General features: G+C 60.2%; 24 protein-coding genes and 1 pseudogene. 11 read left to right on the top strand and 14 right to left on the bottom strand.

Annotated features, from left to right (window positions below):
• Positions 1–43: 43 nt before the first annotated feature.
• From FEV51_RS12545 to FEV51_RS12530, 4 genes are all read left to right on the top strand, one after another.
• The gene (locus tag FEV51_RS12545; protein WP_138619423.1) at positions 44–4,258 is read left to right on the top strand and encodes an Eco57I restriction-modification methylase domain-containing protein; all 4,215 of its coding nucleotides are present in this window, start codon (positions 44–46) and stop codon (positions 4,256–4,258) included.
• A 203-nt stretch (positions 4,259–4,461) separates the two neighbouring features.
• Positions 4,462–5,205 (top strand): DUF4145 domain-containing protein, encoded by a 744-nt coding sequence (locus FEV51_RS12540; protein ID WP_054522875.1) that lies wholly within the window; start codon positions 4,462–4,464, stop codon positions 5,203–5,205.
• A 232-nt stretch (positions 5,206–5,437) separates the two neighbouring features.
• Positions 5,438–6,343 carry an alpha/beta fold hydrolase gene (locus tag FEV51_RS12535; protein WP_054525565.1) on the top strand — a complete coding sequence of 302 codons (906 nt, stop codon included), beginning with the start codon at positions 5,438–5,440 and terminating at the stop codon, positions 6,341–6,343.
• A complete protein-coding gene (locus FEV51_RS12530) occupies positions 6,340–6,834 on the top strand; it encodes a hotdog fold thioesterase (protein WP_082379178.1) in 495 nt (164 codons plus the stop codon). Before FEV51_RS12535 ends, FEV51_RS12530 begins: the two co-directional genes overlap by 4 nt.
• On the opposite strand, the gene FEV51_RS12525 is transcribed toward FEV51_RS12530, so the two are convergent.
• The 3 genes from FEV51_RS12525 to FEV51_RS12515 are packed head-to-tail and all read right to left on the bottom strand — an operon-like array spanning position 6,764 to position 10,930.
• Complete coding sequence (locus FEV51_RS12525) at positions 6,764–8,224, bottom strand: efflux transporter outer membrane subunit (RefSeq protein WP_082400327.1); 1,461 nt, start codon at positions 8,222–8,224, stop codon at positions 6,764–6,766. The two genes, FEV51_RS12530 and FEV51_RS12525, sit on opposite strands and share 71 nt — an antisense overlap.
• Positions 8,225–8,234: 10 nt before the next feature.
• On the bottom strand, positions 8,235–9,806 hold the full coding sequence (locus FEV51_RS12520; RefSeq protein WP_054527103.1) for an MDR family MFS transporter: 1,572 nt from the start codon (positions 9,804–9,806) through the stop codon (positions 8,235–8,237).
• Positions 9,803–10,930: an HlyD family secretion protein gene (locus FEV51_RS12515; protein WP_054527104.1), complete on the bottom strand. Its 1,128-nt coding sequence runs from the start codon at positions 10,928–10,930 to the stop codon at positions 9,803–9,805. Before FEV51_RS12515 ends, FEV51_RS12520 begins: the two co-directional genes overlap by 4 nt.
• A 125-nt stretch (positions 10,931–11,055) precedes the next feature.
• Here FEV51_RS12515 and FEV51_RS12510 point away from each other — a divergent pair, with 125 nt between their 5' ends.
• Positions 11,056–11,547: a MarR family winged helix-turn-helix transcriptional regulator gene (locus FEV51_RS12510; protein WP_054527105.1), complete on the top strand. Its 492-nt coding sequence runs from the start codon at positions 11,056–11,058 to the stop codon at positions 11,545–11,547.
• A gap of 4 nt (positions 11,548–11,551) precedes the next feature.
• Positions 11,552–13,138 (top strand): ABC1 kinase family protein, encoded by a 1,587-nt coding sequence (locus FEV51_RS12505; protein WP_138619420.1) that lies wholly within the window; start codon positions 11,552–11,554, stop codon positions 13,136–13,138.
• A 273-nt stretch (positions 13,139–13,411) separates the two neighbouring features.
• Here the strand turns inward: FEV51_RS12505 and FEV51_RS12500 are convergent, their stop codons facing one another.
• The 3 genes from FEV51_RS12500 to FEV51_RS12490 form a co-directional block, all read right to left on the bottom strand.
• Complete coding sequence (locus FEV51_RS12500; RefSeq protein WP_054522892.1) at positions 13,412–14,593, bottom strand: site-specific integrase; 1,182 nt, start codon at positions 14,591–14,593, stop codon at positions 13,412–13,414.
• Complete coding sequence (locus tag FEV51_RS12495) at positions 14,590–15,582, bottom strand: tyrosine-type recombinase/integrase (protein ID WP_054522880.1); 993 nt, start codon at positions 15,580–15,582, stop codon at positions 14,590–14,592. Before FEV51_RS12495 ends, FEV51_RS12500 begins: the two co-directional genes overlap by 4 nt.
• A gap of 705 nt (positions 15,583–16,287) precedes the next feature.
• Positions 16,288–16,509: a hypothetical protein gene (locus FEV51_RS12490; RefSeq protein WP_029140018.1), complete on the bottom strand. Its 222-nt coding sequence runs from the start codon at positions 16,507–16,509 to the stop codon at positions 16,288–16,290.
• Between the two features lie 343 nt (positions 16,510–16,852).
• On the opposite strand from FEV51_RS12490, the gene FEV51_RS13265 reads away from it, so the two are divergent.
• Positions 16,853–17,119, top strand: a complete 267-nt coding sequence (locus FEV51_RS13265) for a DUF6437 family protein (protein WP_083825588.1) — start codon at positions 16,853–16,855, stop codon at positions 17,117–17,119.
• 66 nt (positions 17,120–17,185) lie between these two features.
• Here FEV51_RS13265 and FEV51_RS12480 read toward each other — a convergent pair whose 3' ends face one another.
• The 5 genes from FEV51_RS12480 to FEV51_RS12460 form a co-directional block, all read right to left on the bottom strand.
• On the bottom strand, positions 17,186–17,584 hold the full coding sequence (locus FEV51_RS12480; RefSeq protein ID WP_010412500.1) for a single-stranded DNA-binding protein: 399 nt from the start codon (positions 17,582–17,584) through the stop codon (positions 17,186–17,188).
• Between the two features lie 270 nt (positions 17,585–17,854).
• Positions 17,855–18,124, bottom strand: a complete 270-nt coding sequence (locus FEV51_RS12475) for a hypothetical protein (RefSeq protein ID WP_090481660.1) — start codon at positions 18,122–18,124, stop codon at positions 17,855–17,857.
• Positions 18,125–18,195: 71 nt separating this feature from the next.
• On the bottom strand, positions 18,196–19,131 hold the full coding sequence (locus FEV51_RS12470; protein WP_010412495.1) for a DUF2493 domain-containing protein: 936 nt from the start codon (positions 19,129–19,131) through the stop codon (positions 18,196–18,198).
• Positions 19,132–19,350: 219 nt separating this feature from the next.
• Positions 19,351–19,791 carry a hypothetical protein gene (locus FEV51_RS12465; RefSeq protein ID WP_029140017.1) on the bottom strand — a complete coding sequence of 147 codons (441 nt, stop codon included), beginning with the start codon at positions 19,789–19,791 and terminating at the stop codon, positions 19,351–19,353.
• Positions 19,792–19,802: 11 nt separating this feature from the next.
• Complete coding sequence (locus FEV51_RS12460; RefSeq protein WP_029140016.1) at positions 19,803–20,732, bottom strand: ArdC family protein; 930 nt, start codon at positions 20,730–20,732, stop codon at positions 19,803–19,805.
• 362 nt (positions 20,733–21,094) lie between these two features.
• On the opposite strand from FEV51_RS12460, the gene FEV51_RS12455 reads away from it, so the two are divergent.
• From FEV51_RS12455 to FEV51_RS12445, 3 genes are read left to right on the top strand one after another with little or no spacing between them, the layout of a single operon-like run.
• Positions 21,095–22,345 carry a CBASS cGAMP synthase gene (locus FEV51_RS12455; RefSeq protein ID WP_010412482.1) on the top strand — a complete coding sequence of 417 codons (1,251 nt, stop codon included), beginning with the start codon at positions 21,095–21,097 and terminating at the stop codon, positions 22,343–22,345.
• Complete coding sequence (locus FEV51_RS12450; RefSeq protein WP_010412478.1) at positions 22,290–24,122, top strand: ThiF family adenylyltransferase; 1,833 nt, start codon at positions 22,290–22,292, stop codon at positions 24,120–24,122. The genes FEV51_RS12455 and FEV51_RS12450 overlap by 56 nt, the downstream gene beginning before the upstream one ends.
• Complete coding sequence (locus tag FEV51_RS12445; protein ID WP_138619418.1) at positions 24,122–24,598, top strand: Mov34/MPN/PAD-1 family protein; 477 nt, start codon at positions 24,122–24,124, stop codon at positions 24,596–24,598. The genes FEV51_RS12450 and FEV51_RS12445 overlap by 1 nt, the downstream gene beginning before the upstream one ends.
• A gap of 119 nt (positions 24,599–24,717) precedes the next feature.
• Here the strand turns inward: FEV51_RS12445 and FEV51_RS12440 are convergent, their stop codons facing one another.
• From FEV51_RS12440 to FEV51_RS12430, 3 genes and pseudogenes are all read right to left on the bottom strand, one after another.
• Entirely contained in the window at positions 24,718–25,440 is a 723-nt protein-coding gene (locus tag FEV51_RS12440) for a hypothetical protein (RefSeq protein ID WP_138619416.1), read from the bottom strand.
• Positions 25,437–25,928: a hypothetical protein gene (locus FEV51_RS12435; protein WP_010412469.1), complete on the bottom strand. Its 492-nt coding sequence runs from the start codon at positions 25,926–25,928 to the stop codon at positions 25,437–25,439. The genes FEV51_RS12440 and FEV51_RS12435 overlap by 4 nt, the downstream gene beginning before the upstream one ends.
• Positions 25,929–26,272: 344 nt before the next feature.
• Positions 26,273–26,590 (bottom strand): annotated as a pseudogene (locus tag FEV51_RS12430) (chromosome partitioning protein ParB); the annotation flags it as partial.
• Between the two features lie 65 nt (positions 26,591–26,655).
• Here FEV51_RS12430 and FEV51_RS12425 point away from each other — a divergent pair.
• On the top strand, positions 26,656–26,887 hold a 232-nt coding region (locus FEV51_RS12425; RefSeq protein WP_222927442.1), incomplete at its 3' end, for a transposase.

The following is a 26,887-nucleotide window of genomic DNA, read 5'->3' as shown; positions in this document are numbered from 1 at the left end:
CGATGTAAGTTCGGCTACTCCACTCAAGGTATGGAGGGTCTTAGTGTTCCAAGGCGCATTGTTCACTCGTGATTGGCTGAAGCAAGGGGTCACCGAATCCCCTGAGTGGCAGAATCTCGAAATTAGTGAAGTTGAGCAGCTCTACGAAAGCGCCCAGCATTTGCTGCATGAACATTCAGGCCACAAGAAGCCAACCGAAGCAGAAACCGAAGACCAACTTATTTATCCGCTGCTCGAATTGCTGGGCTGGCAACACAAATCCGTTCAACAGAACATGACGACAAAGGGACGCAAGGACGTTCCCGATGCCTTGCTTTTCGCCGATGGCGACGCCGCAGAAAAGGCGAAGACACTCGAGCCATGGCAACGCTTCCGTCATGGCGCTGCTCTTGTCGAAGCGAAGCGCTGGAACCGCCCGCTCGATCGCGAAGGGCAAGGCGACCAGGGTGTTCCGTCGACCCAAATCATGCATTATCTGCGCCGCGCTGCCGTCGTGGCAGATGGAAAGATGCCGTGGGGCATTCTGACTAACGGACGGCACTGGCGGCTCTACTACCAAAACGCTCTTTCTGTCGCTGAGGACTTCTTCGAAATTGACCTGGGCAAGGTCTTTGGTCTGCCCGGATGCGAACCGGATCTACTCGACGAACCGATCGATCCAGATTACGCATTCCGATTGTTCGTGCTGATTTTTGGTCGCGAAGCGTTTCGTCCGAGCGAGCAGGGCCGCAGCTTTCACCTGATCGCGATCGAGGATGCGCGCCGGTGGGAGGAAAGGGTCCGCAAGGATCTGGCAGATACGGTGTTCGAAACCGTCTTTCCCGAACTGATTACTGCCATCTCGTTGGCAGACCCGGATCGCCCCGAGACGCTCGATGATGGCTACGCCGAGCAGGTTCGCCAAGCGGCCATGTTCCTTCTCTATCGTCTATTGTTTGTGCTTTATGCCGAAGATCGGAATCTGCTCCCCGACGAGCGCGGTCCCTACGCGGACTATTGCCTGACCCGTCTTCGAGAGGAGATCAAGGAACGGCATGTGCAAAGGCAAGCACAGCTCGCCCGCAGCACTGCCTACTGGTCGCGCCTCGAGACAATTTTCGGCGCAATTTCCGAAGGCGACGATGATCTTGGCATTCCGCCCTACAACGGCGGCCTGTTCGCAGCGGAAGGCAATTCGCTACTCAGTCGCATCAAGCTGTCGGACGAGACGCTAGCCAAGGCTATATTACCGCTCTCACACCGCGAGGAAGAAGGGCGGCTTCGCTACATCAACTACCGCGACCTTTCGGTTCAGCAGCTCGGCTCGATCTATGAATCGATCCTCGAATACGGTGTCGAGATCGAGGAAACCGGGACCGTCCGACCGCGCTCGGACAACGAGGCACGGCACCGCTCGGGTTCGTATTACACACCAGAACCGCTCGTATCGCTGATCATCGAAAAAACGGTCGGCCCGGTCGTCGAAGAGAAGCGCGAGGCATTCGAAGCCGCTCTAGCAAGCGGCGCAAAGGGTGATGACCTTCGCGCACACGATCCGGCCATGGCACTGCTTTCGCTCCGCATCGTCGACCCCGCAATGGGAAGCGGGCATTTCCTCGTCAGCTTGGTCGATTGGCTTTCGGACAAGGTCTTGACCGCAGTCGGCGATGCCGAAAGCATGGCCGAGGGCGATTATACTTCTCCTCTCGTGAAGCTCATTGCCGAGTTGCGAGAGGGGATCGTCGCCAACGCGCGGGAGCATTACTGGCCGATCGTCGAAGACCAGCTGGATGACCGCCATATCGTGCGCCGCATGGTACTCAAGCGCTGCGTCCACGGGGTCGATCTCAACCCGATGGCCGTGGAGCTCGCCAAGGTCGCGCTCTGGTTGCACAGCTTCACCGTAGGTGCGCCGTTGTCGTTCCTCGACCATCATTTGCGGTGCGGTAACAGCGTGCTTGGCGCGTGGGTGCGCCCGACGATGGACTGGATGCAAGAACGCGGTGCCCTTATTTCCAACCGCCACCTCGCCCCGCTCGCCAACATCGTGCGCGAGATGGAAAAGATCGAAGGGCTGACCGACACCGACATTGCTCAGGTTGACCAGTCGAAAAGCCTCTTCACCACCGTCTCCGAAGCCAGCGCTCCGCTCGAAGCGATCCTCGATCTGGCAAAGGCGGATGATCTGATGGGCGTTCTGGAAACGAATGTCCGCCGACCCCGCGAACCGGCTGATGCCATTCGCAAGGATGGTGACAAACGCCTCGCCGACATGCGCAAGGCGCTGGCCGACAGCACCGACGAAGCAAAGGCGGAAAAGGCGCGGGTCGCGCTCGAAAAGGAATCTGCGAAGATTGACCGCGCGGTCGCCAAGGCGCGCGAAGCCGAACGCAAGTTCGACCGGGCTGAAGCGATGAAGCTGGTCCACGAAGGAACCTTCGGCGATCCCAGCCGGATCGCAAGCGGTGAAATCGAAGTGCTCGCAGCCGACGCGCGAACCGAGCTAAGCTTGGATGCACCAGAGCCGGTCCAAGGCAGTCTGATGCCGAGCCATAGGCCCGATGATCGCCGCCGCGCGCTGGCAGACAGCCTAGTGCGCGAGGCGCGCGCAATCGCGGCTGAACAGCGGTTCTTCCACTGGGAAGTGGCCTTCCCCGGCGTATGGCGCGACTTGTCCTCTTCGGGTCGGTCAGGCGGGTTCGATGCGGTCATTGGCAACCCGCCTTACGTCCGGCAGGAAGAAATCTCCCCGATCAAGCCCGCCCTGTCGAAAGCCTTCGACACCTATGCCGGCACCGCCGATCTCTACGTCTATTTCTACGAACAGGGGACCAAGCTGCTCAGGCCCGGCGGGCGAATGGGCTATGTCGTCACCAACAAGTGGTTGAAGGCTGGCTATGCAGAGAAGCTTCGGCGGATGTTCGCCGAGGATGTGTGGGTCGAATTTCTGGCCGATTTCGGCCACGCGCGCCATTTGTTCCCGGATGCCGACGTCTTTCCATGCGTCATCGCAGTGCAGAAGCCCGATGCAGACGCTGTGCCCGAGCAATACGATCTTGCGGTAATCCCGCGTGACGATGTTCCGCGTGAGGGTCTGTCGGCAGCAGTCCACGCCGCGACCTATCGTGCCGAACGCTCCGACCTGACCGAAGAAGCATGGGTGCTGGAGCCGCCAGACGTAGCCGCCCTGCTCAAGAAGATTCGTGAGCGCGGCGTATCGCTTGAGGAATATGCCGGGGCTAGTCCGCTTTACGGCGTGAAGACGGGCTTCAATGAGGCATTTCTGATCGACACCGCCACACGCGATCAGCTTGTTGGCGATGACCCGAAAGCAGCCGACATCATCAAGCCCTACCTGCGCGGTCAGGACATTGGCCGCTGGCTGCCGGAGTGGAACGGGCTCTGGATGATCTTCGCTCGGCGAGGTATCGACATTGAAGAATATCCGAGCGTACTTCGGCATCTCGAGTCTTTCCGAACACAGCTAGAACCCAAACCAGCTAATTGGCAGCCTCCGAAGAAGGATGCGAAATGGCCAGGTCGGAAGGCCGGAAGTTATCGCTGGTATGAGATTCAGGATGCTGTCGACTACTTTGAGGATTTTGACCGCCCGAAGGTCCTTTTGCGGCGCATCGCTTTCTATGCCCAAGTCTGCACTGACCAAGGCCAATACATGGTCAATGACTCAGCTTTGATACTGCCGACCGTTGATGAATGGATCGTCGCCTGCCTCAACTCACCGATCGGCTGGTATTTCCAATTCAAAAAGTTCCCGCACAAGAAGGATGAGGCGCTCGCTTTTGATATTCCTTATATCCGTGAGTTCCCAATTCCGCAGCTTGAACACGGAAAGCGGGAAGCGTTCCAAGATAATGTTGAGTGCATTAAGACGAACACCGCCATCGTGGAAAAAGCGGATCGAGCCATTGCTGACTGGCTTGGGTTCGAGTTCCCAAGAGTTACTAGCACCGCCCTTTCCGAGGCCAGCAAGCTCGACAGCGACGGCTTTGTCTCAGCGGTCCGCGCCGCCCTGCCCAAACGTGAAGGCTTGACCCCGACCCAACTCCGTCGGCTGCGCGAAGCGTTTGCCGAGACCGCCGAGCCTGCCCGGCAGGCACGGATCGAATTGCTGGCCCATGAGCGCAGCCTCGCTGCCATGGTCGAGCGCGCCTATGGCCTGACCGACGAGGAAGTTGCTCTCATGTGGCGCACGGCCCCGCCCCGCATGCCGCTGGCCCCTCCACCCGGGTTAGATCTAAGCGATGACACTGGTGACTGAACTACTCTAGGTTTTTGCTGTCACTGCTAAAGTCCGCAACCGGCGCACTTCCTGACCTTTCCGCAACCGAACTCCATTGGCTGACTGTGGGCCGGAAGCAGAATGGCGGCTCTAGAGCGGCCAAACCCAAAAAGCGGACTTAGGATGCGCCGACTTACACGCACACTGTTGGAAAAGTTCGTCAGTGCTCGCTATCGGGCTCTATGGCCACGACACCAACAGCAACAAACGCAACGAAGAAGGGGCACTGTCCCACCTGCGATGGCGAGCGCACCTGCGAAATCCACGGCTCGATCTACAAGGCTTGGGACTGGGAGGACAAGCAATATGGCCATTCGGTCAACGGCGGTGTCGACCACTCTCTGCTCGAATGTCAAGGGTGCGAGACGGTCTTCTACGAAACTTCCAGCTGGAACAGCGAAGACACCGATCACTACTACGATGCGGCGGGGCAGGAGCAGTATGAGCATCCGAGGGAGATACAAACTTATCCGAAGCCAGAGGCCAAGACGAAGCCGGTATGGTTCGACGCCATGCAAAAGGCTGACCCCCAGCTGCGCAATATCCTGAGCCAGATGTACGTAGCGCACGACAACCAGGCACACATCCTCACGGCGATAGGACTCAGAACGGCACTGGACCGTGCAACCGAAGTCATCGGCATCGACCCGGCCAAGACATTTGATGAGAAACTGAACGAGCTGCGCAACGGAGGGTGGATCGGGCAAACTGAGCGGGACATCCTCGGCGTTGTTACGGATGCGGGTAATGCGGCTGCGCATCGCGGCTGGGAGCCCGACAGTCAGGAGGTTTCCGAACTGCTCTCATCGCTAGAGGTGTTCCTCCATCGCGCTTTTATCGTCGGCCAGAAGGCATTAGGCATCAAGAAAAGTATTCCCGCAAAACCCGAGCGGCTGCTCGCCGTTGGGAAGAAGACTACTCCCTGACCACAATTGGGGCCGGAAGCGGAAAGGCAGCTTTTATATCTTTGAGCGGATTAAGCGGACAGCGACTGCTGACCGAATCGCAAGCCGGTGCATTAGAGAATGGTCTGGAGAAACCCCTCTTGGAATAGACTTTTGCCGTCGTTAAAACGCACTTGCAGGACAGCCAATACGGAGCCGAGAGCCACAAAGTAAATCGGTTTACTATTTAGCGCGCCTTTCCTACCATCCAGTGATGGCGAGAGAAACCTTTACGATTGAGGGCGCAGGCGCAATTTCTCTTACAGCCGAGGCTGAGGGGGATGCCTACGCCATACCCGTCCTTCTTGCGCACGGCGGCGGGCAGACACGGCGCGCGTGGAGAAGGGTGGTCAGCGAGCTGGCTCAAGCCGGCTTTCGCGCAATCGCCTTCGACATGCGCGGTCACGGAGACAGTGATTGGTCGCCATGCGGAGCTTATGAAATGCGCGACTTCGCGGCGGATCTGGTCGCTGCAGCGTCGCGCCTGGACCAGAAGCCAGCGCTGGTCGGCGCTTCACTGGGCGGGCTCGCCGGACTGATTGCCGCAGGGGAGCTTGCTCCAGGTAGCTTTGCTTCACTCACATTGGTCGACATTGCCCCGCGCATGGAGCCTAGCGGTGTGATGCGCGTGGTTGGTTTCATGGAAGAGCATGTCGATAGCGGCTTCGCCTCACCAGAGGAGGCGGCCGACGTGATCGCTCGCTACATGCCGCATCGTCCCAGGCGGGGCGCGAGCGATGGTCTGAAAAACTATCTGAGGCAGAAGCCGGATGGGCGCTTCTATTGGCACTGGGACCCTGTGTTTATCCGTAATATAATGTCAGCCAGACAAGGCGACCCAGACAGCCAAGAACGTCAATCGGCAATGCTGAGCCAAGCTGCGGCGAATCTCACGCTTCCGCTTCACCTCATCCGAGGCGGCTCTAGCGATCTTGTTTCCGAAGAGGCCGTTTTGCATCTGCGACAACTCGTCCCCCATGCAGAATACACCGATATTGCCGATGCCACGCACATGGTCGTGGGCGATGCGAACGATGCCTTTTCCGCCGCTATCGTCGATTTCCTAGGGCGCCATCACTCTCGCGATACGGCTCAGCCACAGGGGACGAGGGAGCTATGATCGATCGAGAGCGCTTGCAGGAAATGCTGCATATAGCGCCGTTTCACCGATGGCTTGGGCTGGAGATTGCAACATGCTCCGACCAGGGAATCGCGATCACCATGCCATGGCGCGAAGAGATCGTGTCGAACCCTATGATTGGGTCGGCGCATGGAGGGATCCTGGCTTCACTGGTCGACCTCACCGGGCTTTATACTCTGCTTGCGGCGGGCGTCGCGGCGAGAGCGACGGCCGATCTGCATGTCAATTACCACCGTTCTGCAACCTCAGGACCTCTCACTGCTCACGGACAGATCGTGAAGCTCGGGCGACAGATTTCGGTGGCGGAAACCCGGGTTCTCGAGCCCGACGGCAAGTTGGTCGCCAGCGGCAGGGGCGCCTACTTCTCGTCAACCGGATCAATTGATCAGCGCGGCGGGACTATTGATCTCGAACAGGCTCTTGCCACCCAAGGCCCAGCGACTTCTGCAGCGCAATCCACGCCAGCGTAAGGGCGCCTTTTGCCCGGACGAGGTCTGCTGAGGCCTGCTGCTGTTCTCGCAGGGCCCGGTTGAGGTCAGCCTTCGAGATCGCTCCTGCAGCAAAACGTTGGCGGTTCAGGTCCGCCGCGACGTCAGCCTGCTTCTTGATTTGCATACTGGCAGCGAGCGCAACACGCTGCTGGCCGAAGCGAGCCAAGGCACGTTCGGCGTCTTGCAGTGCCAGAAGCACCGTCTGCTGGTAATTGGCGACTGCTTCGTTGCGCGCCGCCCCGGTTTGGTCGATCGCAGCGTCTACCCTGCCGAAATCCAGAAAATTCCACTGGAGGCGCGGGATCGCGAGTGCGGAGAATTCGCCGACATCGACAACGTCGTCCAACGAGGATCCGCCGAGGCCCAGGATCCCTGTGAAGGACAATTTCGGGAACCGCGCCGCCTCGGCCACCCCGATCCGCGCCGTCGACGCGGCAAGAGACCGTTCGGCCGCCCTTATGTCAGGCCGACGCGCCACCAGGCTTGCCGGATCGCCAATCGCGACCTGCTCTGGCGGCATGGGAATGGAGCGCACAGTCGTGAGCGCTGCATCAGCTGATCCCGGCACCTGTCCGGTCAGTATAGCGAGCGCATCAGACAGGACTGCGATATCCGCTTCAGCTTCGGCAAGTTGTGACTTGAGCACCTCCAGTTCGGCATTCGCGGTGCCTACCGGGAAAAGCGGCAATGCACCGCGCTGATAGCGTTGGTATGTCAGCGCCAGGATCTCTTCCTGCAACGAAATCTGCGCCTCAAATTGCTCTGCGCGGAATTGGGCCTCCCGCAAATTGACGTAGGTGCTGGCCACTTGGGCAGTCAACTGGACCTTTGCGTCCTCTGCATTGGCTACCGTTGCAGCAGCTTGGGCATTGCTGGCCTCAATACGCCTGCGCGAGCCACCGGCAAACTCCAGCTCCCAGTTCGCGTTAAGGCCCACATTGTAAAAGCTGAGCGAGTCATCGGTTTCTGCGTCAGGATTGGTTTGCTCTGACGGGGGGGGCGCCCCGCCTTGAAGGTCGAGACCAGGAAGCCGGCCCTGCACGGTAGTGGCCTGTGCCCCAAGCGTTGGCATTCGACCCGCACGGTCTTGCCTGATGGATGCCCGTGCCTGAGCAATGCGCGCCTGCGCTGCGGCGAGCGAGGGGTTGCCGGACAGCGCAGCCTCCACCAGCCGCGTCAACTCGGGATCGCCGAGCAGCAGCCACCATTGAGCGACAACCGGATCAGATGCGCTCACATCGCTGCCAGCGCGCACAAAGCGAGCGCCCGTGTCTGCTGACACAACTTCCGGGGGGCCTGCATAATCGGGCCCTGCCGTGCATCCAGCTAGCAAGGCGAAAGTGACAAGCGGAGGTAGCAAGTGGCGCATAATCTCGGGCTCAGTGCATCGAAAGGGAGACATTTTTCGGGAGCGGCTTGAGGAACAGGGCAAGCGGGACCGTCGCGAGTGTGAGAAGTCCCATCACCAGAAAGACGTCATTGTAGGTCATGATGAACGCTTCGCGCTGGAGAGTGCCGCCGAGTGCCGCCATCGCTCGTTCCATATCGCCCAGGCTTCGCGCCAGTCCGTCGAGATAGGTCTGCAGCGAAACGCTGTTCGCATTCAGCGTTTCTTCCATGCGCCTCGTATGGTGCCAAATTCGCTGGTCCTGGAACGAAGCGAGGGCCGAAAGGGCGAATGATCCGCCAAGATTGCGGGCCGCGTTGAAAATGCCCGAGGCATCGCCCGCGTCTTCCTTGGCCACCGACGCAACCGTTGCCTGATTCAGAAACATCATCGCAAGTATCATTCCGGCCCCGCGGATAAGCTGACTTTCAGTGAAGACAGCGCCGCCGGATTCGGCAGTCAGACTCGTGCTGACAAAGCAGCTGATCGCCATCAGCAGCATTCCGGTGCCGACGGCAATGCGGATGTCCACCTTGCGGATCATCAGGGGCAGAACCGGCATCAGGAGAAAGGCCGGGACACCCATCCAGAAGATGACCAGTCCCGTCTGAAAAGCATTAAAGTCAGAGATGATCGCCAGAAACTGCGGAATGACATAGGTCGAACCATACATCACCATGCCCAGGGCGAGCGCCATGATCGCGACGCTGGCGAACTGTCGATTCAGCAGAAGCCGAAGTTTCAAGACCGGCTTGCTTGCTTTCACTTGTCCGTAAATCAAACAGGCAAAGCCGATAATGGTCACCACCGTTAGCCAGCGAATGAGTGAGGACTCGAACCATTCCTCATGGTGCCCTTCCTCGAGTACAACAGTCAGACCGCCCAGTCCGAGGATCAGCCCGAGAATGCCAGCCCAATCGGCGTCCGTGAGATATTCCCACTTGGGCTTCTCGTGAGGCAGCCCGATAAACAGCAGGAGCAGCAGGGTTGCGCAGACTGGCACATTGACGAAAAAGGCATAGTGCCAGCTCAGGTTCTCGGTCAGCCAGCCGCCGATCAATGGCCCCATCACGGGGCCAAGAACCACAGTCATGCCGAACAGGGCCATTCCGATTGGCTGTTGGTGCGGCGGCAATCGTTTAGCCACAATAGTCATTGCGGTCGGAATGAGGACACCGCCCGTGAAGCCCTGGCCCGTGCGGCCGATGATCATGGTAGTAAGGTCGGTGGCAACCCCGCATAGCACCGAAAAAGCGGTGAACGCGCTGACCGCTATAATGAGAAGGGTTCGCAGACCGAACAGCCGTTCCAGCCAGGCGCTCAGCGGAATGACGACGATTTCAGCGACAAGAAACGAAGTTGCGATCCAGGTTCCTTCTGTCCCGCTGGCCCCGATCTCGCCCTGAATGACCGGAAGAGCCGAATTGACGATCGAGATGTCCAGCGTGGCGAGCATGGCGCCAAGCGCGCCCGCGGCCACAGCGACCCAGGCGGTAGCGTCTGCGTTCTTTCGGCTCCCGGCCGGCCCGATCGAAGTGTCCTGCGCTGCCAGTATCTCGGTCATTGAGTCCGACTCGAGATCTCTTCCAATTCGCCGGCAGCATTCCGGGTGTCGACAACAGCCACAACCGACATGCCGGGAACGAGCAATCTACGCACTTCAGGGGGAGCATCGATAGCGATGCGGACGGGTATCCGTTGAACGATCTTGGTAAAGTTGCCGGTGGCGTTTTCGGGGGGGAGGATGGAAAATTCCGCGCCCGTTCCTGGCGATATGCTGTCCACTCGTCCCGCGATCTCAAGGTCTGGCAGGGCGTCAACTTCGAGCCTGACGCTCTGGCCGGCCCGGATGAGGCCGACCTGAGTTTCTTTGAAGTTCGCGGTCACGTAGATCGCGCTCACCGGAACAACCGTCATCAAACGTTGACCCGGTTGCACGAACTGGCCCACCCTCACCGAGAGATCGCCGACGCGGCCGGCCTTGCTGGCGCGCAGCAAGGTCGATTCAACCGTAAGGTCGGCTGTTTCCAGCTGAGCGCGAGCAGCGTCCGCCTGCGCCTGGGTCTGGCTGATCTGCTCGAACAGGGTCCCCCGGCGAGCGGTCGCGGCAGCCACCGCCGCCTGCGCAGCGGCGAGTTCGGCCCGCGCCTGCCGCGCCTGCGCCTCATACTGGTCTAGCTTTTCCCGCGGTTCGGCTCCTGTCGCGACAAGGGGCCGATATCGCGCCACCTGGTCGTTCGCGAGGTCGAGTGCTGCGCGCGCGGCGGCGAGTTGGCCCCGCGCCTGGCGAATGGCTGCATCCTGTTCGGCTACCTGAGAACGGATTGTGTCGGCACCGGCCAGGGTCGCAGCGATCTGTGCGCGCGCCTGTTGCGCTTGCGCCTGATAATCCCGCAGATCCAGTTGTACGAGGGCTCCGCCGCGAGCAACTTGCTCGTTCTCCCCCACGAAGACCTCTTCGACGTATCCCGCTACCTTGGAAGAGATAACGACGCTGTCGGCAGCGACATAGGCGTTATCGGTCGACTGCATGTACTGTCCGTAGGTTACGTGCCGGTAGTACCACCAGATCCCGCCAAGCAGCACGGCAAGACCAACGATGATTAGCACGATGCGCAAGCCACGCCGCGATTGCGGTTTCGTTGGGGTTGTGCCCTCCTGCTCCGGTTGGTTGGAGTTATCGGTCATCTGATTCTTTCGGCAGCCTCAGTAAAAGGTGAACGCGTCTCGCGCCCTATGAGCCGTGAGTCAAATAGTAAAGGCGTTTAGCAGTTTGCATTTGGGCATCCGAGGCTATCCGACTACACAGCGCTATGGATGAAAAACCAGATACCATGTCACGGTCTCAGCGTCGGCAGAAGGTCATCACCGATGATGACCGCATTCTCTATCTTATGGACGAGATCAGTCGCGGCGCGCGCAGAGTGTACGATGCGAGGGTCGCCAGGATCGGTCTCAATCAGACACAGTGGAGGATCATCGGACAACTTCTTCGCGATCCTGCCCTTACGCAGGCTGAAATCGCCAAGAAACTGGAACTGGAATCGGCGACCATCGGCCAGGCGGTTGCAGGTCTTTGCGCACGCGGGCTGATGAAAAGGCTTCGAGCTGAGACGGATCGGCGAGCGTGGCAGCTCATCCTCACGGAGCAGCTTGACGATCTGCTGCCCGAACTGAGAGGCTCCGCGGATGGGCTTCATGATCTTCTTTGGCGCGACATTGCCGCCGACGAGAAGCGAACGTTGCAGCAGATTCTTGAAAGGGTATCGAAAAATCTGGACCAACTCCGGGCCGAGGCTGAGTAAAATCATGGCATCGCCCCCGGATAAGCCTATCGGCAGCATCGCTCGCGCCGCGGAGATCGGCCAAATCCTAATGAGGCACGGCGCGAAAAATCTCGCCGGAGCCCTCGGATTTATTCCCTCTTCGAGCAATGTCATCGATCCTCGCGAATTTCGTCCGGCCGCAGTTGTCGCGTTCCTCCGTGACATCGGGCCAGTTGGTATAAAGCTGGGGCAGCTCCTCGCCACCCGAAGCGATCTGTTTACCGAACACTGGATCACGGCATTCTCAACCCTGCACGATCAGGTGTCGCCAGTGCGCTTCGCAGATATCGAGCCCGTACTTGCTTCAAGCTGGGGTGAGGACTGGCGGAACGACTTTGCGCAGTTCGACGAACAGCCTTTGGCGTCCGCCTCGATTGCACAGACCTATTCCGCCAAGCTACAGGACGGTAGCGAGGTCATCGTGAAGGTTCGCCGCCCGGGCACCGCCGCGCGCATGGAAGCCGATGTGCGCCTGCTTGTGCGTCTTGCCGAGATCGCAGAAGCACGCTCGCCTGACATCGCGCGTTACCGGCCAGTCGAGTTTCTGCGGACCTTCGGCCGCAATCTAGCCTGGGAGATGGACCTCGCTGCGGAATCCCGAGCCTGCGAGCGGATCGGCGCATATCTCGATACCATCGGCGTCAGGACCCCGGCCATCCATTGGGAACTGACCGGGCTGCGGGTGAACGTTCAGGAACGCCTGTACGGCAGGCCCGCGTCTTCGCTGGGCAGCCCATCCGGCGACCCGCCGGTGGCGGCTTTCGCTAAAAGCTATGCCAACGCTGTCCTGCGCATGATCATCCTGAACGGCGAATTCCACGGCGACCCTCATCCCGGCAATGTTTTCCTGATCGGCGAGCAGGATGTCGGCTTCATCGACTTCGGATCAGTCGGGACGCTCACCAAGACGAGGCGCGACGAGATCGTTCGGCTCGTGCTTGCGATCGCTGGCGAGGAAACGAGCGAAGTCGCGGATGTCCTGCTCGCATGGGCGGGGGCGCCGAAGGTGGATCGCGATGCGCTCGCGGTGGATCTCGATCATTTGATCGGAGAGTTCAGGGGGACCGTGCTTTCTGGAATCGAGTTCTCGCAAATTTTTTCCCGCGTTTTCGATCTTTTGCGGGATTATCAACTGGTCCTGCCACCCGATCTGGCCATCCTTCTGCGTACCTTGCTTACGGCAGAGGGTGTCGTCCGATCACTGGCACCCGACTATAACATTGCCGAGGACACCCGGCCGATCATGACGGAGCTTTTCGCCGAGCGGTTCTCGCTCGCTAGCGCTCGGTCGGGTTTGAAGAAACTTCGCGGTCAGCTGCTGGGGTTGTCGGCGTCCTTGCCCGACATACTTGCCACTGCGAACTCGATCGCAAAGTCAGGATATGTGCCGGTTCAGCTCGATCCGCTCAGTATCGAGCAACTCGCAGGACTTCGCAATGAGCGTCAGTCCTTGAAAGGCCCTCTAGCTGCCGCATTGATCGTGGCTAGCGCATTGCTTGTCGATCAATCCTGGCTTCTGGCTGGCGGCGCGCTTGTGATTGCTGGGGTGGTGCTCATCCGAAAATCATAATGAAGGAGCAACTTAATTCGTGCACGGTCACGTTACGGCAAAGCCGAACTTAATGAGGATTTCATACGCCGCACTTCAGCGACCAAGACGCATCGCGAAAAAAATTTTTCGACCTATTGCGATTGAAGGCTTATTTTCCTCAATCAGACGAAACTATGGAACGGCAGCTTTCAGGCTTGTCCTCGCCTGACTTTATGGCCGCTATTAGGGCGCATTGCTGCCAAGCGAATTAGACCCCACGACATTGAATTCGAATCTCTGGAGCGCGAAATCTCACTGACGCCAGGGGGCTTCGGATAGCGCCAGTCTGCACGCGATTTCATCACCAATTTCGGTCGCAGCCTCAAGGAGGGAGGTATCATCCAAGTGTGCATACCGAGCTGTTGTCGAAACCTGCCTGTGGCCAAGGAGGCTTCCAATCATCGGCAAAGTCTCGGATGATCGCGCTGCCAGGCTGGCATAGTTGTGCCTCAGATCGTGGAGCCTGACGTCATCCAGACCGGCATCACGCCGAAGCTTGCGCCAGAACCAGTCGATCGCTGAAACCGACTGCCCCTTGAACGGAAACACTAGCTCATCCTTCTTCCCACGCGGCAATCCATCGAGCACCGCCCTCGCCTCCTGGCCAAGCCAGACGATGCGCGGACCTGTCTTGGAATCGGTCAGTTTGAGCTTCCGCCCCTGAACCTCGCCCCAGGTGAGGTTGAGGATTTCGCCGCGTCGGCATCCCGTCAACGTGAGCAGTGTGACTACCGCCGCCTCGACGGGCTGGTCAGCGCGTCGGTCGACAAGGGCTTTCCCGAGCCGCGCCATCTCGGCGTCGCTCAGAAACCGTTCGATCTTGCGCCCCCTGTTCTTCTTCACGCCTCGAAAGGGGTTTGAATGCTCCGGAATATAGCCCCAGGCCTCGGCCTTGGCGAACATGGCTTTCAGAATTTCCATGGCGCGGTTTGCCGCGCCCGGCCCTGCCGAGCGCGTTACCTCCGCGTGCCAGCGCACCGCATCGGCATGATCGATCTCGTCGATGAACTTGCCCGCAAACGCATGGTCGAGATGGGTGCGGCGGTAGATGTCCTGGATCTCGCGCGTGGACTTCTTCCAGGTCGGTGCCGCCACATCCCAATACGACTGAAGGAACGCCGCATAGGTCGGCGTCTTAGTGCCGCGCTTCTTCTTGTCTGCCGGGTTCTGCCCGAGCTCGATCCGGAGGATCAGCCGGCGGGCAACATCCTTCGCGATGCGCTCGGTAAGGATGGCGGCATCGCCGATCGTTATCAACCGCTGCTTGCCACCGATGGTCCGCTGGAGGACGTAGCTCTTGCGTCCTGAGCGGTGGATGCGCTCGCCAAAGCCCGGAAGCACGTAGTCAAACCTCGTCCGGCGCTTCCCAGCCTCTCCCGGAACAACGCGCGCGAGTTCCTCGGCCAGGATATGCTTCAGATCGTATCCGGTCACGCCGCGATGCCCAGCGCACCGGCGAGGCTCGAACAAATCCGGTCGGCGCTCTCCGAGATGATGTCGTCTGCAAGATGCGCATAGCGCGCGGTCGTCTCGGGAAGCGCGTGCCCCAACAGCTTGCCGATGGTCGCGAGTGGAATGCCCTTGGCAATGGCCGCTGAGGCAAAGCTGTGGCGAAGATCGTGGAGCCGGACATCGGGAAGAGCGGCCTTGCGCCTGATCCTGATCCAGTGTTCTCCAAGATTGATTGGTCCCTCCCGATGCAACGCCGGAAAGACAAGCTGGTCGTCGGCCCGGCGGTCGAGGCCACTCAGAATTTCGATCGCTTGCGGGTTGAGATAAATGGTCTTCGGGCCGGTCTTGCTGTCGGGTAGCGCAAGTCGAGGAATCTGGACGTAGCGCCAGCGCAAGGTCGCAATCTCCGAAGCACGTGCACCCGTGTAAACGAGCAAGAGAAGCGCGGGGATCACGAACGGGTTCGCAAACTCGTGATTGGCCAACGCGCGCCCGAGCCTGCGGTATTCGTCGGCGGAAAGGTAGCGCTCCGGGAGCTCGCGCTTGAAGCGGGACACACCGCGACACGGGTTGGAGCATTTGGCGCGATACCCGAGCTTTTCCGCATACTGCATCATGACAGACATGATCGGGATGGTGCGATTGAAGCTCCCTTCCCTCTTTGTCATGGTGTCGCGCCAGCGGTTGATGTCTGACCGTGCGATCATGTCGACCGGAAGTTCGCCGAAATGCGGAATGAGCAGCTGATCGATGCGCGAGCGCGAGCTCGTCCTGGTCGACGGCTTCCAGTGCGGCGAATAGTCGGTCCAGAATTCCTCGGCGAAGTCGACAAAGAGCGGGACCTTTTTCTGCTCGGGCGCAGACGGCAGGTCGGCAAGCGTAGCCCTGATGAGCAATCTGCGCGCGGCAGCGCGCGCGGCGGGAGCGCCCAGCGCACCTGCCGCCACTCCCGCGCGTCCCAGCGTCACCATCCTCTGCACGCCTCGGGGCCTGTACTTCACTATCCAGCTAAGGTGTCCGGACTTGCGCTTGCGCAGTCCGAAGCCAGGCAGTTCATTATCCCATGTAATCCCGAGCGGAAGTGAGGCTCGACGGGCCACATGACCGGTCAGTTTCAGCTTATTGGATTGGCGTTTGTGGGTGACGGCTGTGCCTTGCCCACCCACAGATTGCCGGTGGGTTAGAAATTTCGAACTATCTGTTTTTACTAGGTTTTGCTCCATAAATGCAGCTTAGGCTGCGTCCGGTGTGCCAATTCTGTTCCCCATTGTGCGGCGAAATCCAGTGATCATGGTCGCTCCTTTCTCTAAGGCATTTTCCAACTGAGCCCTCGGAGGCGCGAGCATCCAGTTCGCGACCGTAATTGAGCCTGATCTGCGTTTGAATGAATACCACGCACAAGGACCGCACACCCCGCAAAGGCGGCGGCAAAGGAGCGCGTGCGGTGCCCGGGACCGGGGCCTGTCGGTTCCCGCGGCACCGCGCCGGTCCGACCCGCTGTCGTTCGGGCGTGCGTGCGGGGCCCAGAACAAGAAGGCCGCGCCCGCAGGAGCACCGCCGAAGGCGGGGCGGGACCGAGCGCGACCCCAGCCCCGCTCCGCTTTTCGTCCCGCTCCAGTGCCAGCGAACACGAAAAAAGGCAGGAACCGTCACCGACTCCTGCCCTCGTATGGTCGTCAGTATTCGTCCAGCATGGCTCCATGGACCGTGTGCACCACGCGGCTGGCGAGATGCGCAGGCAGTGCGTTGTAGTCACCCTCGTCCAGGGCGAAGTAGCCCAGGTCTTCATCTTCCACCACGTGCTGGTCGAAGAAACTGTGCTGGGCGCGCCTTTCGGCAACTGCAAGCGCTTCGAAATAGCTGTGCGCGTTCATGTCCAAGGTGCTGAGTGTAGTCATGATATCCTCCTGAAACCTGTCGCTGAGACGACAGGAAACAGGCGGAGGGGCATGGGGCCGGCGGGTCAGGGATCGCCCCGAGGGCGACCGCGAAGCGGCGGTGGGGGCAACGATTTTGTCGGACCGGAGCAAAGCGCAGGGGAGGCAAAATGGTGGGGCCCCGCCGTCCTTGACGCGCCGGCCCCATGCCCATCACCCTTGGAATTCGGTGAGCCAGCCCCCTCCCCCGCTCCGTTACGTAGTGCAAGGGACGACCAGCGCGATTGGACTTTCCTACAGGCTGTGCCCGGGTGCATGTTGATCGAAGGGAGGAACCACCGAGGGGTGCAGGAAAGGAACCCCGATGCCAACCAAACGAAGCGCTGTCGCAGCACTCCGGAAACTCGAGGCCGACCGGCTGGCACTTGCCGAGCGCCAGAAGCTACTTGAAGCTCAAGCCGCCCTAGAACTGGGACGCATCATCCTGGGAACGGGGCTTGAGACCTTCTCGAAGAAGGCGCTCGCAAGAGTTGCCGGAGAGCTCGGAAAGCTCGGTGAAGAGGCGTCTCTGCAGAAGCTGCTTCCACCGGCTCGCTCGTCTCCTCGCACCGAACAGCCATCCGGAGAGTAGGAACAGCAAGAAGGGGCCCTGTCCGGTTGGACAGGACCCCTTCGGGAGGGAGATCGACGGGAGAGTTCAGTCGATATCGGGAGCGTCGGTGTTGTCGTTCTCGTCGGCCGACCCATTGCCGCGGGAGAGGAAGTCGACCTTGTCGGCGAGGATCTCGGTTCCGTAACGGGTAACCCCGTCCTTGTCCTCCCACTGTGTGTAGTGGATGCGGCCCTGGACGCTGACGAGCTGGCCCTTGGAGCAGTATTGGCCGACGGTCTTGGCGAGGCCGTTGAAGCAGGTCACCCGGTGGAACTCGCTTTCCTTGGCGGTGTAGCCGTTCTCGTCCTTGTAGGTCTTGCCGTCCTTGTCGCGTGCGGGACGATCGGTGACGACTGTGATCCCGGCAACGTTGGTGCCGCCTTTGGTCTCGCGGGTGTCGGGATCGCGAGCGATGCGGCCGGTGAGGATTGCGATATTGGTCATGGTGTAAGTCCTTCAGTTCCTCAAACCGGAGACCATCTCCGGCTTGCGAACATCCAGAAGAAGCAGGACATGGGAGGACTGCACCGCAGGAGCGAAGCTCCAAGGGAAACCTGTTCATGACGGGTGGTGCGGGCAGGCGCGCGAAGCGCGACAACACGGCCGTCAAAGGAACGGGTTGCTGTCCTCAGCTGGCCTGGTTCAGGACTGTTCGCGACAAAAGCCGGATGGGTATCGGGTGCGGGTCTGAAGGCTCGCGTGTTCCCAATGCAATCAGCTTGCCCCATCGTCTTCCGATGCCGCTAGGAGATCCATAAAGTTGCGCGCAGCTTCCCGGTCTTCCTCGTTCTCGAACGCCACATCGAGGTCGGGGGCGGACCCGAACATGTGCAGGAACGACCACAGTGCAAAGCGCTTGCCCCGGTCCTCCTCAAGGCCGAAATCGACCCGGCAATGCTCGATGCCGGCTGCAAATGTGTCGGGAGCAACCGCGGAGAGGTCGGTGGTAGCAAAGTAGCGCTGCAGCAGATCGTCAAGTTGCATGACCTCATGCATAGTCGGGTCGGCGCCGAATGCACATCCAGGCAATTCTCATGCAGATGATGAAGGGCCCCTCAGGACCCGGGAGAGGTGCCCAAGTGGCCACGACGATCGACCACGGTGATCCGGCGCGCCTTGGCATCGATGACGAGCCGTTCGGTCACGCCATTGCCCGGAAAGGCGACAACGTAGCGCGGATTGAGTGAGAGCATCTGCTCGTTGCGCTTGAAGCCGGCGCGGGCACCAAGCCGACGATCGAGCGAATAGGTCAGCTGCTGGACTTCGCGGCGTTCAGCCCAGCTCGCGGCGAGTCGATCGGCACCCTTGCCGTCGCCGCCATGGACCAGGAAGAGATCGGGAACCACATCGCGAACCTTGTCGAGCGTCGCCCAGATATTGTCGGCGTAGACACGCGCATCCTCGGCGCTCTCGAAGCTCTGGCGACCACCGGCGAAAACGACCGGAGTTCCTTCCGGAATCAGAGCGTGACGCCGGTTCTCAGCACGTGCGCGGAGGAAATCGCGGGCATCGATCACAGCCGAAGTAAGGTGGCGCGAATGGCCCGTACGCGAGCCAGAAACGGGCTTCCACGAGGAACCGGTCTCGTAGCGATAGAGTGCTGCCGCAGCCTCGCGCATCTGCTCGAAGGCCAGCATACTGGCTTCGGCAGCCTGCGCGCGTTCGACCTGCTCTTCCAGATTGCTCGAGTGCACTTCGGAGCCATCGGCTGATGCGAGGAGGACCCGGATCTCGTCGCTGGCCCGGTCGAGCTGAGCGGACTTCCGACTGGCGGCACGGTGAAAGAGATTGACCACGCCCCATGCAATGTCCTCGGCATCGGCCTCCAGGGCCGTGTCGGAAAACATCGCGAAAAGATCGGACCAGACTGCAGCGAGGGTCTGCTCGATCGCGTCCTCGCAGGGAAAGTCGGTTTCGTTGAAGGGAGCTGGCCTGATGCTGAGCCCTGAGAGGTCGAGGCCGCTCAACTGGTCGATGAAGCTGTCGTACATGGGGTGTCTCCTGATCGCGGGGACAAGGAGAGGAGGCACCATTGCCTCGACCCTGTCCGCCGGAGCCCGATCAGGGCCGGGACAAGGGGCGCGACGCACCGCGTAGCGGGAAACCTGCGGCCCTAGGCTGGCGCGGGCAACACGGGCCGACGGGCCGCAGGTTGCGGCGCGCCCCGACCGGCCCAAGGGCCTCTCCCGGCGGTCAGGGATGAGGCAGGATCATGACTCGGTGTCACAGGTGGATCGGGAGCGCTCGAAGATCGCTTCGCCATTCGAGAACCGACCGACCATGCGCAGCTCACCGAACAATTCGATGAACCTATCCGACACTTGGCCAAGCCAGTGTCGTGCCCTTGCCGTTCGTGGGTTGTAGAAATCGGCCTCCCAGTACCGGGCATCGTCGCGTTCGGCGAGCCAGACCGCGGCGAGCCCGCAATAAGTTGAAACGCCGCAATCAGCGAAGGCGTTTCGCAGGAGAATGCGATCCTCGCGCCCGCGCCATCCGTCGAAGGTTTCGAACGAAGGAAAGGCCACTTTCGCGGTATCGATGACCTCGTCGACCAAGCACTGGTAGACCCAGTCGAAATCGTCGTCTTCGCCCTCATCAAGCAGGCGAAAGGCAACCACGGAGCCGGTTGGATAGCTGACAGAACGTCCCATCTCACTGCTCCTCAGGCTGCATCAGCAAGATCGATGTCGGGCTCGCCTTCCAGAGATTGGTAACCCCCAAGGTCAAGCAACAGGCTGGCCGCTTCCTCGGCCTTGGCCGCCGCGGTCAAGATCGCGCGCTCGTCCGATTTGAGGATCTTGAGCCAAGATGCGATGTAGCTGGCGTGATGGTCGAGATGGGTAACGGGAAGACCCAGTTCGGCCCCGAGAATGGCCGAGGAAAGTTCGGCGATCAGTTCCTCGGCCGCATAGGCGTCGCTGCCGAAGCGGTTCTTGAGATCGCGGTCGAGCCGCGAGGAATGCCCCGTCCAGTGCGACAGCTCGTGCGCGAGCGTCGCGTAATAGTGGTCATAAGCTTCGAATAGTTCGGCTGGAGGCATGGTGACCCGGTCACGCTGCGGCTCGTAGTAGGCCTGGGCACCATGATGGCGCAGGTCTGCGCCGATATCGGCAAAGAAGGCATCAAGGCGGTCTTCGCGTCCTTCGGGCTCAAGCGCGGCAATGAGTGGCTTGGGATGATAGAACTCGGGGAGGCCGTCGCACTGATCCGCGTTGAACACGGAATAGGCTTTGAGCACGCGCCGGTTCTCGGTGTCAGCTTCGCCTTCGGCGTTCTCGACCTCCTTGGTGTAGCTCTTGTAGAAGATCGCGATGGTCGATTTCTCACCCTTGCGGACCTGTCCGCCGAGCTGCTGACACTGGCGGTACGTCATCCAGTAGGGCGAGGCGTAGCCACAGCCATCGGCCACCATCCACAACCAGAAAGTGTTCATGCCGCGGTAGGGTGTCCCGCAGGACCGCAAGGGCCGGGAGACCGGCACACCTCGCCAAGGCTTGACCCAGGGTTTTGTTCCTTCCTCGAGCTTCTCGATGATGGCGGCGGTGATGCGCTGGGCAGGCGATGTCGAAACAGAGCGGCGGGACTTGGTCATGGGAGATCTCCTGATCGCCGGAACGGAGTTGTCCCGGCTCAGGAAGAGCAAAGCTCCCTCCCCTCTCATTAATCACTGCCGCTATGCGCCCCAAACGCGGTCATTTTGGATTTAAGTGGGCTTTCCCAAGAGCGGTCGGTCAGGGCCTTGCTTTGAGCTGCCACTCTTTCACGCCAAATTCTAGCCGTGGAACCATCGTTGGCCTCTTACGCAACGATAGATGAGAGACGTTTTAAGGAGCTGGCTCCCTGGCGCGATCAGCGCGACTGGGAATAACCTTTGTTCGCCCCTTGTTCTTTGTTCGGCGGTTCCTATCTTTATCCAAAGCGGGCGCCAGGCGTCGGAACTAAGGAGCGATAAACATGGGGGCGAACGCTCACAAGACCTTGTTCAGTTCAGGCGATCACGACAGCTATCTGCGTGCCCTGACGGTCGACATACCCGAAAAGGAAGCGCTCCAGGTTGCCCGTGACGAAATCCGGGACGAGATTCGCAGTGGCCTGCGCAACTGGAGCGACCACGTCGACCGCAGGCAATTGTTCGAAGCGCGCGCGCTCGCCTCGGATTACCTTACCGACAGTGACCTGGCGCTACGGCCGAAGTTCCGTATGCAAGGGAGCTGGTCCTACCACACGCTCAACCGGGCTACCCATAACCCACCGCAGGAGATCGACCTCGACGATGGCGTATTCCTGCCGGTATCGTTCCTGAGTCAGAATGGCGGTGCCCATCCCATTGTCGCTAGCGCCGGCTACTTCGCGGCGGTCGAGCGCATCCTTGCTCCCATGTGCGATCGCAACGGATGGACGCTCATCACTGACAAGCCTTCCTGCGTGCGGGTCGAGATTGATGACGACGCGCATGTCGATCTCGCGCTCTACGCCATCCCTGACGAACAATTCGAGGTTCTCCTCGAAAAAGCCGAAGCGTCGATGCAATTCGACACTAAGATGCGCGACGAAAACATCTCCTTTGCCGAGCAAATCTATCCCCGTCTGCCAACTGACCAGATCATGCTCGCGCACCGTCGCGAAGGCTGGAAGCCGTCCGACCCGCGCAAGCTCGAGGACTGGTTTCAGGAAGCGATAGACGTGCACGGTCAGCAGCTTCGGCGCGTCTGCCGCTACCTCAAAGGTTGGCGAGACCATAACTGGACCGCTTGCCGACTCAGCTCAATCGCCCTGATGGCCTGCGTCGTGGCCGCATACGATGAGGCGACTGCCGCAATCGCGGAGAATCGTGACGACCTTGCACTCCAGATGGTGGCGAAGCGGCTCCCCGAATTGTTGGAGCGCAGCATTCCGAACCCCGTCGTACATGGCCAGTATCTCGACGAGGGCTGGACGGGCGAATGCCGCGCCGATTTCATCGCCAAGGCACACGACCTAGCGACGCGGATCGACGTAGCATTGGCGTCCAATCAGTCCGGCACGGTGATCGAGCATCTTCGCGCGAGCTTGGGCACGTATCTGCCCGACAACGAAGATCTCGTGGTGATCGAAGCGCAGATCGGTGCGGCGCCCATCCTCCAGTCTGGTATCCTCAAAGACTTCGCCGATGAGCCCGACGCTCGCGAAGCCGTCCAGAAAGGCGGCGACGGCCGCTATGGCTGAAGCGCCTGGCGCGACCCAGTCGGACGTCGAAACAAAGGTCGGTAAGTGGCTCGAGACCAATACGGGGGCTCGCCCGCTCGAGGAAGCCGAGTTACAGCGCTATAGAACGAAGGGCGCGAGATGCGGGTGGCGTCTCGACGTAGCAATATGCGATCATCCAGTGGCACTGGATCTGGTTATTGACTCTCGTTTCCCATGCAGCCGGCCAAGGGTCGCACTGGCCGAGCCGCCGGGCTATCCAAGCTATCCGCACGTCGAGGAGGACGGACGGCTTTGCATCATAGAGGATAGCGACGAGCTCGACCACTCCCAGCCAATCGCCATCGTCAAGGCCGTGCTCGGTGGCGCGGCCAAAATCCTCGAGCAAGGCATGGCGGGCACCAATCAAGCGGAGTTCCAAAGTGAATTTTTGTCATACTGGAACCCGACCTCAAATGGTAAATCGATCCATAGCCTGGTTGATCCGTGCGGTGGCACGCGACGGGTAAAGCTGTGGCGCTCGAAGGCAGGCTATTTCGTCGCCGAGGATCGCGCGACGTTGAACGCTTGGCTCGCTAACCGGGCGGGCAAGGGATTGCCGCGCGGTGCGGAATGTTCTTCCGCGTTGCTCCTGTGGCTTCATCAGCCGCTGCTGCCGTCCGAATACCCGGACACGCCGGAAGACGTGCGCGACCTGGCGGCGCGGCTCGGAGAGCCAGCATTGTCTACGCTCGACGCATTTCTCGGACGCGATCAGCAGGATTGGGTAATCTTGCTCGGCGCCGAAGCCGATAACGGACCCTGCATCGCAGCGGTGACAGTCTTGTCCAGGAAGCGGCATGGCCGCAACCGTTCCAATGGGACTAAAGGGTTTCGCAAGGGCAAAGCACCGCAAGCAGTAGTTCTGGAGCAGGCGCGCCACGGCGTCCTCCTCCGCCATCGCGTCGAGCGCGCCGACCCTTGGTGGGTTCACGGGCGCGATGGTAATTCCGATCTCACGACGCTCCGCACTTCGCGCGTGGTGATGGTCGGCTGCGGCTCTTTGGGATCGCCGATCGCCCGTTTGCTGGCCCAGGCGGGCGTGGGCGAGATCGACCTTGTCGACCCTGACCAAATGAAGCTCGAGAACACGAGCCGTCATATACTCGGTGCGGACACGTATCGACAAAGCAAGGCAGCCGCGCTCGCGCAACGTCTTCAGCGGGACTTTCCCCATTCGCGCGCCACCGGCCATCCCACCGGCTGGCAGGAGCTTGCCGTCGACCATACCGACGTTCTTTCGCAGGCGGACTTGGTGGTCTCAACGATCGGGAGCTGGTCACACGAGGCCGAACTCAATGTCCGCCAGCTCATGACCGGGCACCCTGCAACGGTCCTCTACGCTTGGGCCGAACCGCATGCGGCCGCAGGCCACGCGGTCCTCATCGGCAAGTCCGGCGGCTGCCTCGCTTGCGGCCTCTCGTCAACTGGGCAACCTCTGTTCTGTGCGGCAGAGTTTCCCGCGTCCACGCTCCAGCGCGAGGCGGCTTGCGGCAACTATTTTCAGCCTTACGGCGTGCCGGAGATCACCGCGATCGCCAGCATGGCTGCTGACCTGGCTCTCGATCATTTACTCGACCGCGCCGGCGACGGCGTTTACCGGATAGCCAGCGGACGCGAGCCAGCGATCGGCCGGGTCGGCGGCTCTTGGACCAATGATTGGCGGGCGGCGACGCAGAACCGGCCTTCGGCGACTATGGTCGAGCGTGTCTGGAGGCACGATCCCGTATGCCCCGCCTGCAAAAACTGCGATCGCTGATGCTGCTCTATCCCGTCGGTGCCTCGGGCGAGGTGATCCAGTTCGAGCAGGGTGTCGTCGACCATTTCGACCGGAACCGCCAGCATCGCTGCTGGCATCGCGAAGGTGGCGGCCAGCTCTTTGCCCGGATCGACGGGCATCGAATCCTCGTAAGCGAAGCGACCGGCCCGAGACCGAAAGATAAGCGCGGACGAACATTCTTTGAACCAGACCGCGGAAGCGAGCAGGTCGAGATTGAGGCCCTATTCGCGCGTGACCTGCACTATATCGGCGACTGGCACACGCATCCCGAACGCTGTCCCGTGCCTTCGGGCCGCGATAACGCCACTATGGCAAGCCGGGTTCGCCTGTCCCGGCATCGCCTCGCCGGCTTCGTGTTCGTCATCGTCGGGCAGCTTTCGCCACCAAGCGGCATGACGGTCCTCGTTCACGACGGAACATCAGGGCATGTGCTGTCCCCGGCTTATATCGAATAAGCGGCTGATCCGTCGTAGGGTCAGATTGCCCGTGATGCTGCGGCACGGTCATCCAGTTGCGCCTCGTCGAATATTAGCGGCGCATTCCCCCCCCCAATCGATACGCGTACAGGTCGATCTTACGCGGATTCGCGGCGCAAAAGCCGTGCGAGAAGTGGAGGCGGTACGACGCGACGCATCACTATGGTGCCGGCCGTGTTGAGCGCCGCTTCTGCCTTTCTGTTCGTCCAGTAATGTCCAGAAAGCTCGTCGGTCTTTTCAAAATACTCGACAATCCCGGCTCCAAAGTGTTGCCGCGCATCGGTCGGTGGGAGAGCCGCGCTGTCGAGCTGTTCATAGACATAGCTGAGCTCTGGCCGATCTGGCTTTGCCCAGCGCGATCGCACAAAACGTGTGCGGCTGACCTTGTTTGTTCCGTCTGGCGTAATTTCAATAGAGATATCGAACAAACTCGATTCGATGGTAACTGATGCCATCGTCACCAGTTCGTCGTCACTCGTAAGCGGTGCAGCAACCGCATCGAACTTGGGAACTTCGCGTTTGGCAGCCAAATACATGCGTTCGACTTTGGGCCAATTCGACCGGATCTCTGCACGCCATTCTCCGTCGAGCCATGGGAACCACCAATATTTCGCGAACGTAATCAGGTGCAGCACGCGAAGGACTGGCCGGATGCTGAGAAGGACAAGAGCACCGCTCATGACCAGTGCAATCTTAGACGACCATTCGAGAAGATCGCGGGGAGTTTCTGCATAGCCGAACTGCAGAAGACCAACGCAGGTCAACACGACTAACAGCACCAGAATGCTAATAACCAAATTTCGACTCATGGCAAAGATCATCGGGGCGCCCTCTCTGCTCGGAGTGGCACTTCGCGCGCTGCGCGATAGACCTTCTCTTCTCCCCTTTGAAAAACTGCCAGGCCGAAATCGCGACTTGAGATACCAGTCACCTGTACGCCAGGGAGCATCGAGCCAAATAATGCGGCGAGATACCGTCCCCCGAAGCGCTTTCGGCGATCGATGCGCGCCGAAGGCACGATCGGTGGCGAGAAATATTGGGCGACTTTCTCAATCTTAAGTTCTGGTGTCAAAACATGAAAGCCGTCGTGAAGCTCATGCCAAGGGTGCGAGATACGAGCCAATGCCGTTGCAGTTGCAGCATCGTCCAATAGCTTGCTTGTCGGGCGCAACGCGATGAGCGGCAAAGACTCTGGTGACGCCGACACGATTATGCCGATCCCAGAAAAATCCGTTTCAGCGAGGGCATCGACTTCCTCAAGAAGTGCCGTCATCTGCTCGATTATATATTGATTTTCCGCCAGCTTCATTCGAGCAAACTGGACGCGAGATTAGCAGAACGCAAGGTTGTGTGACAGTCCCAAGCAGTGGACAGCTTAACCAGGCTCTCACGTGCTACGACAACGTCTGCTGTCTGGTCATCAGGGTATGCGAAGCGAGCCATGCAGATGAAGTCAGTCGGATATCTGAACCCGTTATTAGCCGTCTTGGACAAGGCTTCACAAAAGCAATGATCGATTGCGCGGGCAGCTATTCGTGGCTCACTACCTAATAGTTGTTTGGCTACATCCATCCCAAGCTCTGACATGGAAAAAGCGGCCCGTCCCGATTGGGACGGACCGCCCGCCGAGTGACCTGGACCTGTCAGGAGGGGTCAGGCAGCCTGCTCGGCAATTTCGTCAGTCGCGTCGTCGCTGACCGGCTCGTCACCTTCAGCGGCAACCGGTGCGACCTGCTCGGCACCGGCGAAACGCATGATCGAAGGCACCCAGGCCTGCGCCCGTTCCTTGACCTCGGGCTCGCCAATGAAGTTGCCCGAGAAGATGCGCTCGGCTGCGCTCGCCAGTTCGGTTTTCTTGGAGGCTGCATAGCGACTGACCAGTTCGGGACCGCCGGCGGCATCGAGCGCTTCGAGCGTGCGGGCCTTAGCCACTCGGTCAAAGTAGTTGTTCGCCGTGGGACGCCACCATTGTGGACTTGTAACGGTTTTGTGCCGGTCACTTGAGAGTTTAACACTCTATCAAGGAGGCCGACGAGATGATGAAGCATACAGAAGAGTTCAAGCGGGAAGCGGTGCGGATTGCGCTGGCCAGCGGGCTGTCGCGTCGGCGTGTTGCGTCAGATTTAGGGGTGGGATTGTCGACGCTGGGCAAGTGGGTCGCGCAATATCGGCCCACTGATCTGGTAGCCGCGCCGCAGGCGGATCTGGCCCGTGAGAATGAACGTCTGCGCCTGGAGAACCGGATCCTCAAGGAGGAGAGGGAGATTT

This window comes from Qipengyuania marisflavi (assembly GCF_005884405.1).
Taxonomy (GTDB): Bacteria; Pseudomonadota; Alphaproteobacteria; order Sphingomonadales; family Sphingomonadaceae; genus Qipengyuania; species Qipengyuania marisflavi.
This window is presented reverse-complemented; position numbering and strand designations above follow the sequence as displayed.

What these genes read in the sequence shown, in the direction of transcription:
- FEV51_RS12490 (WP_029140018.1), bottom strand. Translation starts at nt 16,509, where the DNA reads ATGACTACACTCAGCACCTTGGACATGAACGCGCACAGCTATTTCGAA.
- FEV51_RS12525 (WP_082400327.1), bottom strand. Translation starts at nt 8,224, where the DNA reads ATGCGCCACTTGCTACCTCCGCTTGTCACTTTCGCCTTGCTAGCTGGA.
- FEV51_RS12535 (WP_054525565.1), top strand. Translation starts at nt 5,438, where the DNA reads ATGGCGAGAGAAACCTTTACGATTGAGGGCGCAGGCGCAATTTCTCTT.
- FEV51_RS12495 (WP_054522880.1), bottom strand. Translation starts at nt 15,582, where the DNA reads ATGGTGACGCTGGGACGCGCGGGAGTGGCGGCAGGTGCGCTGGGCGCT.
- FEV51_RS12435 (WP_010412469.1), bottom strand. Translation starts at nt 25,928, where the DNA reads ATGAAGCTGGCGGAAAATCAATATATAATCGAGCAGATGACGGCACTT.
- FEV51_RS12445 (WP_138619418.1), top strand. Translation starts at nt 24,122, where the DNA reads ATGCTGCTCTATCCCGTCGGTGCCTCGGGCGAGGTGATCCAGTTCGAG.
- FEV51_RS12470 (WP_010412495.1), bottom strand. Translation starts at nt 19,131, where the DNA reads ATGTACGACAGCTTCATCGACCAGTTGAGCGGCCTCGACCTCTCAGGG.
- FEV51_RS12450 (WP_010412478.1), top strand. Translation starts at nt 22,290, where the DNA reads ATGAGCCCGACGCTCGCGAAGCCGTCCAGAAAGGCGGCGACGGCCGCT.
- FEV51_RS12505 (WP_138619420.1), top strand. Translation starts at nt 11,552, where the DNA reads ATGGCATCGCCCCCGGATAAGCCTATCGGCAGCATCGCTCGCGCCGCG.
- FEV51_RS12510 (WP_054527105.1), top strand. Translation starts at nt 11,056, where the DNA reads ATGGATGAAAAACCAGATACCATGTCACGGTCTCAGCGTCGGCAGAAG.
- FEV51_RS12540 (WP_054522875.1), top strand. Translation starts at nt 4,462, where the DNA reads ATGGCCACGACACCAACAGCAACAAACGCAACGAAGAAGGGGCACTGT.
- FEV51_RS12460 (WP_029140016.1), bottom strand. Translation starts at nt 20,732, where the DNA reads ATGACCAAGTCCCGCCGCTCTGTTTCGACATCGCCTGCCCAGCGCATC.
- FEV51_RS12515 (WP_054527104.1), bottom strand. Translation starts at nt 10,930, where the DNA reads ATGACCGATAACTCCAACCAACCGGAGCAGGAGGGCACAACCCCAACG.
- FEV51_RS13265 (WP_083825588.1), top strand. Translation starts at nt 16,853, where the DNA reads ATGCCAACCAAACGAAGCGCTGTCGCAGCACTCCGGAAACTCGAGGCC.
- FEV51_RS12440 (WP_138619416.1), bottom strand. Translation starts at nt 25,440, where the DNA reads ATGATCTTTGCCATGAGTCGAAATTTGGTTATTAGCATTCTGGTGCTG.
- FEV51_RS12455 (WP_010412482.1), top strand. Translation starts at nt 21,095, where the DNA reads ATGGGGGCGAACGCTCACAAGACCTTGTTCAGTTCAGGCGATCACGAC.
- FEV51_RS12475 (WP_090481660.1), bottom strand. Translation starts at nt 18,124, where the DNA reads ATGCAACTTGACGATCTGCTGCAGCGCTACTTTGCTACCACCGACCTC.
- FEV51_RS12480 (WP_010412500.1), bottom strand. Translation starts at nt 17,584, where the DNA reads ATGACCAATATCGCAATCCTCACCGGCCGCATCGCTCGCGATCCCGAC.
- FEV51_RS12465 (WP_029140017.1), bottom strand. Translation starts at nt 19,791, where the DNA reads ATGGGACGTTCTGTCAGCTATCCAACCGGCTCCGTGGTTGCCTTTCGC.
- FEV51_RS12520 (WP_054527103.1), bottom strand. Translation starts at nt 9,806, where the DNA reads ATGACCGAGATACTGGCAGCGCAGGACACTTCGATCGGGCCGGCCGGG.
- FEV51_RS12530 (WP_082379178.1), top strand. Translation starts at nt 6,340, where the DNA reads ATGATCGATCGAGAGCGCTTGCAGGAAATGCTGCATATAGCGCCGTTT.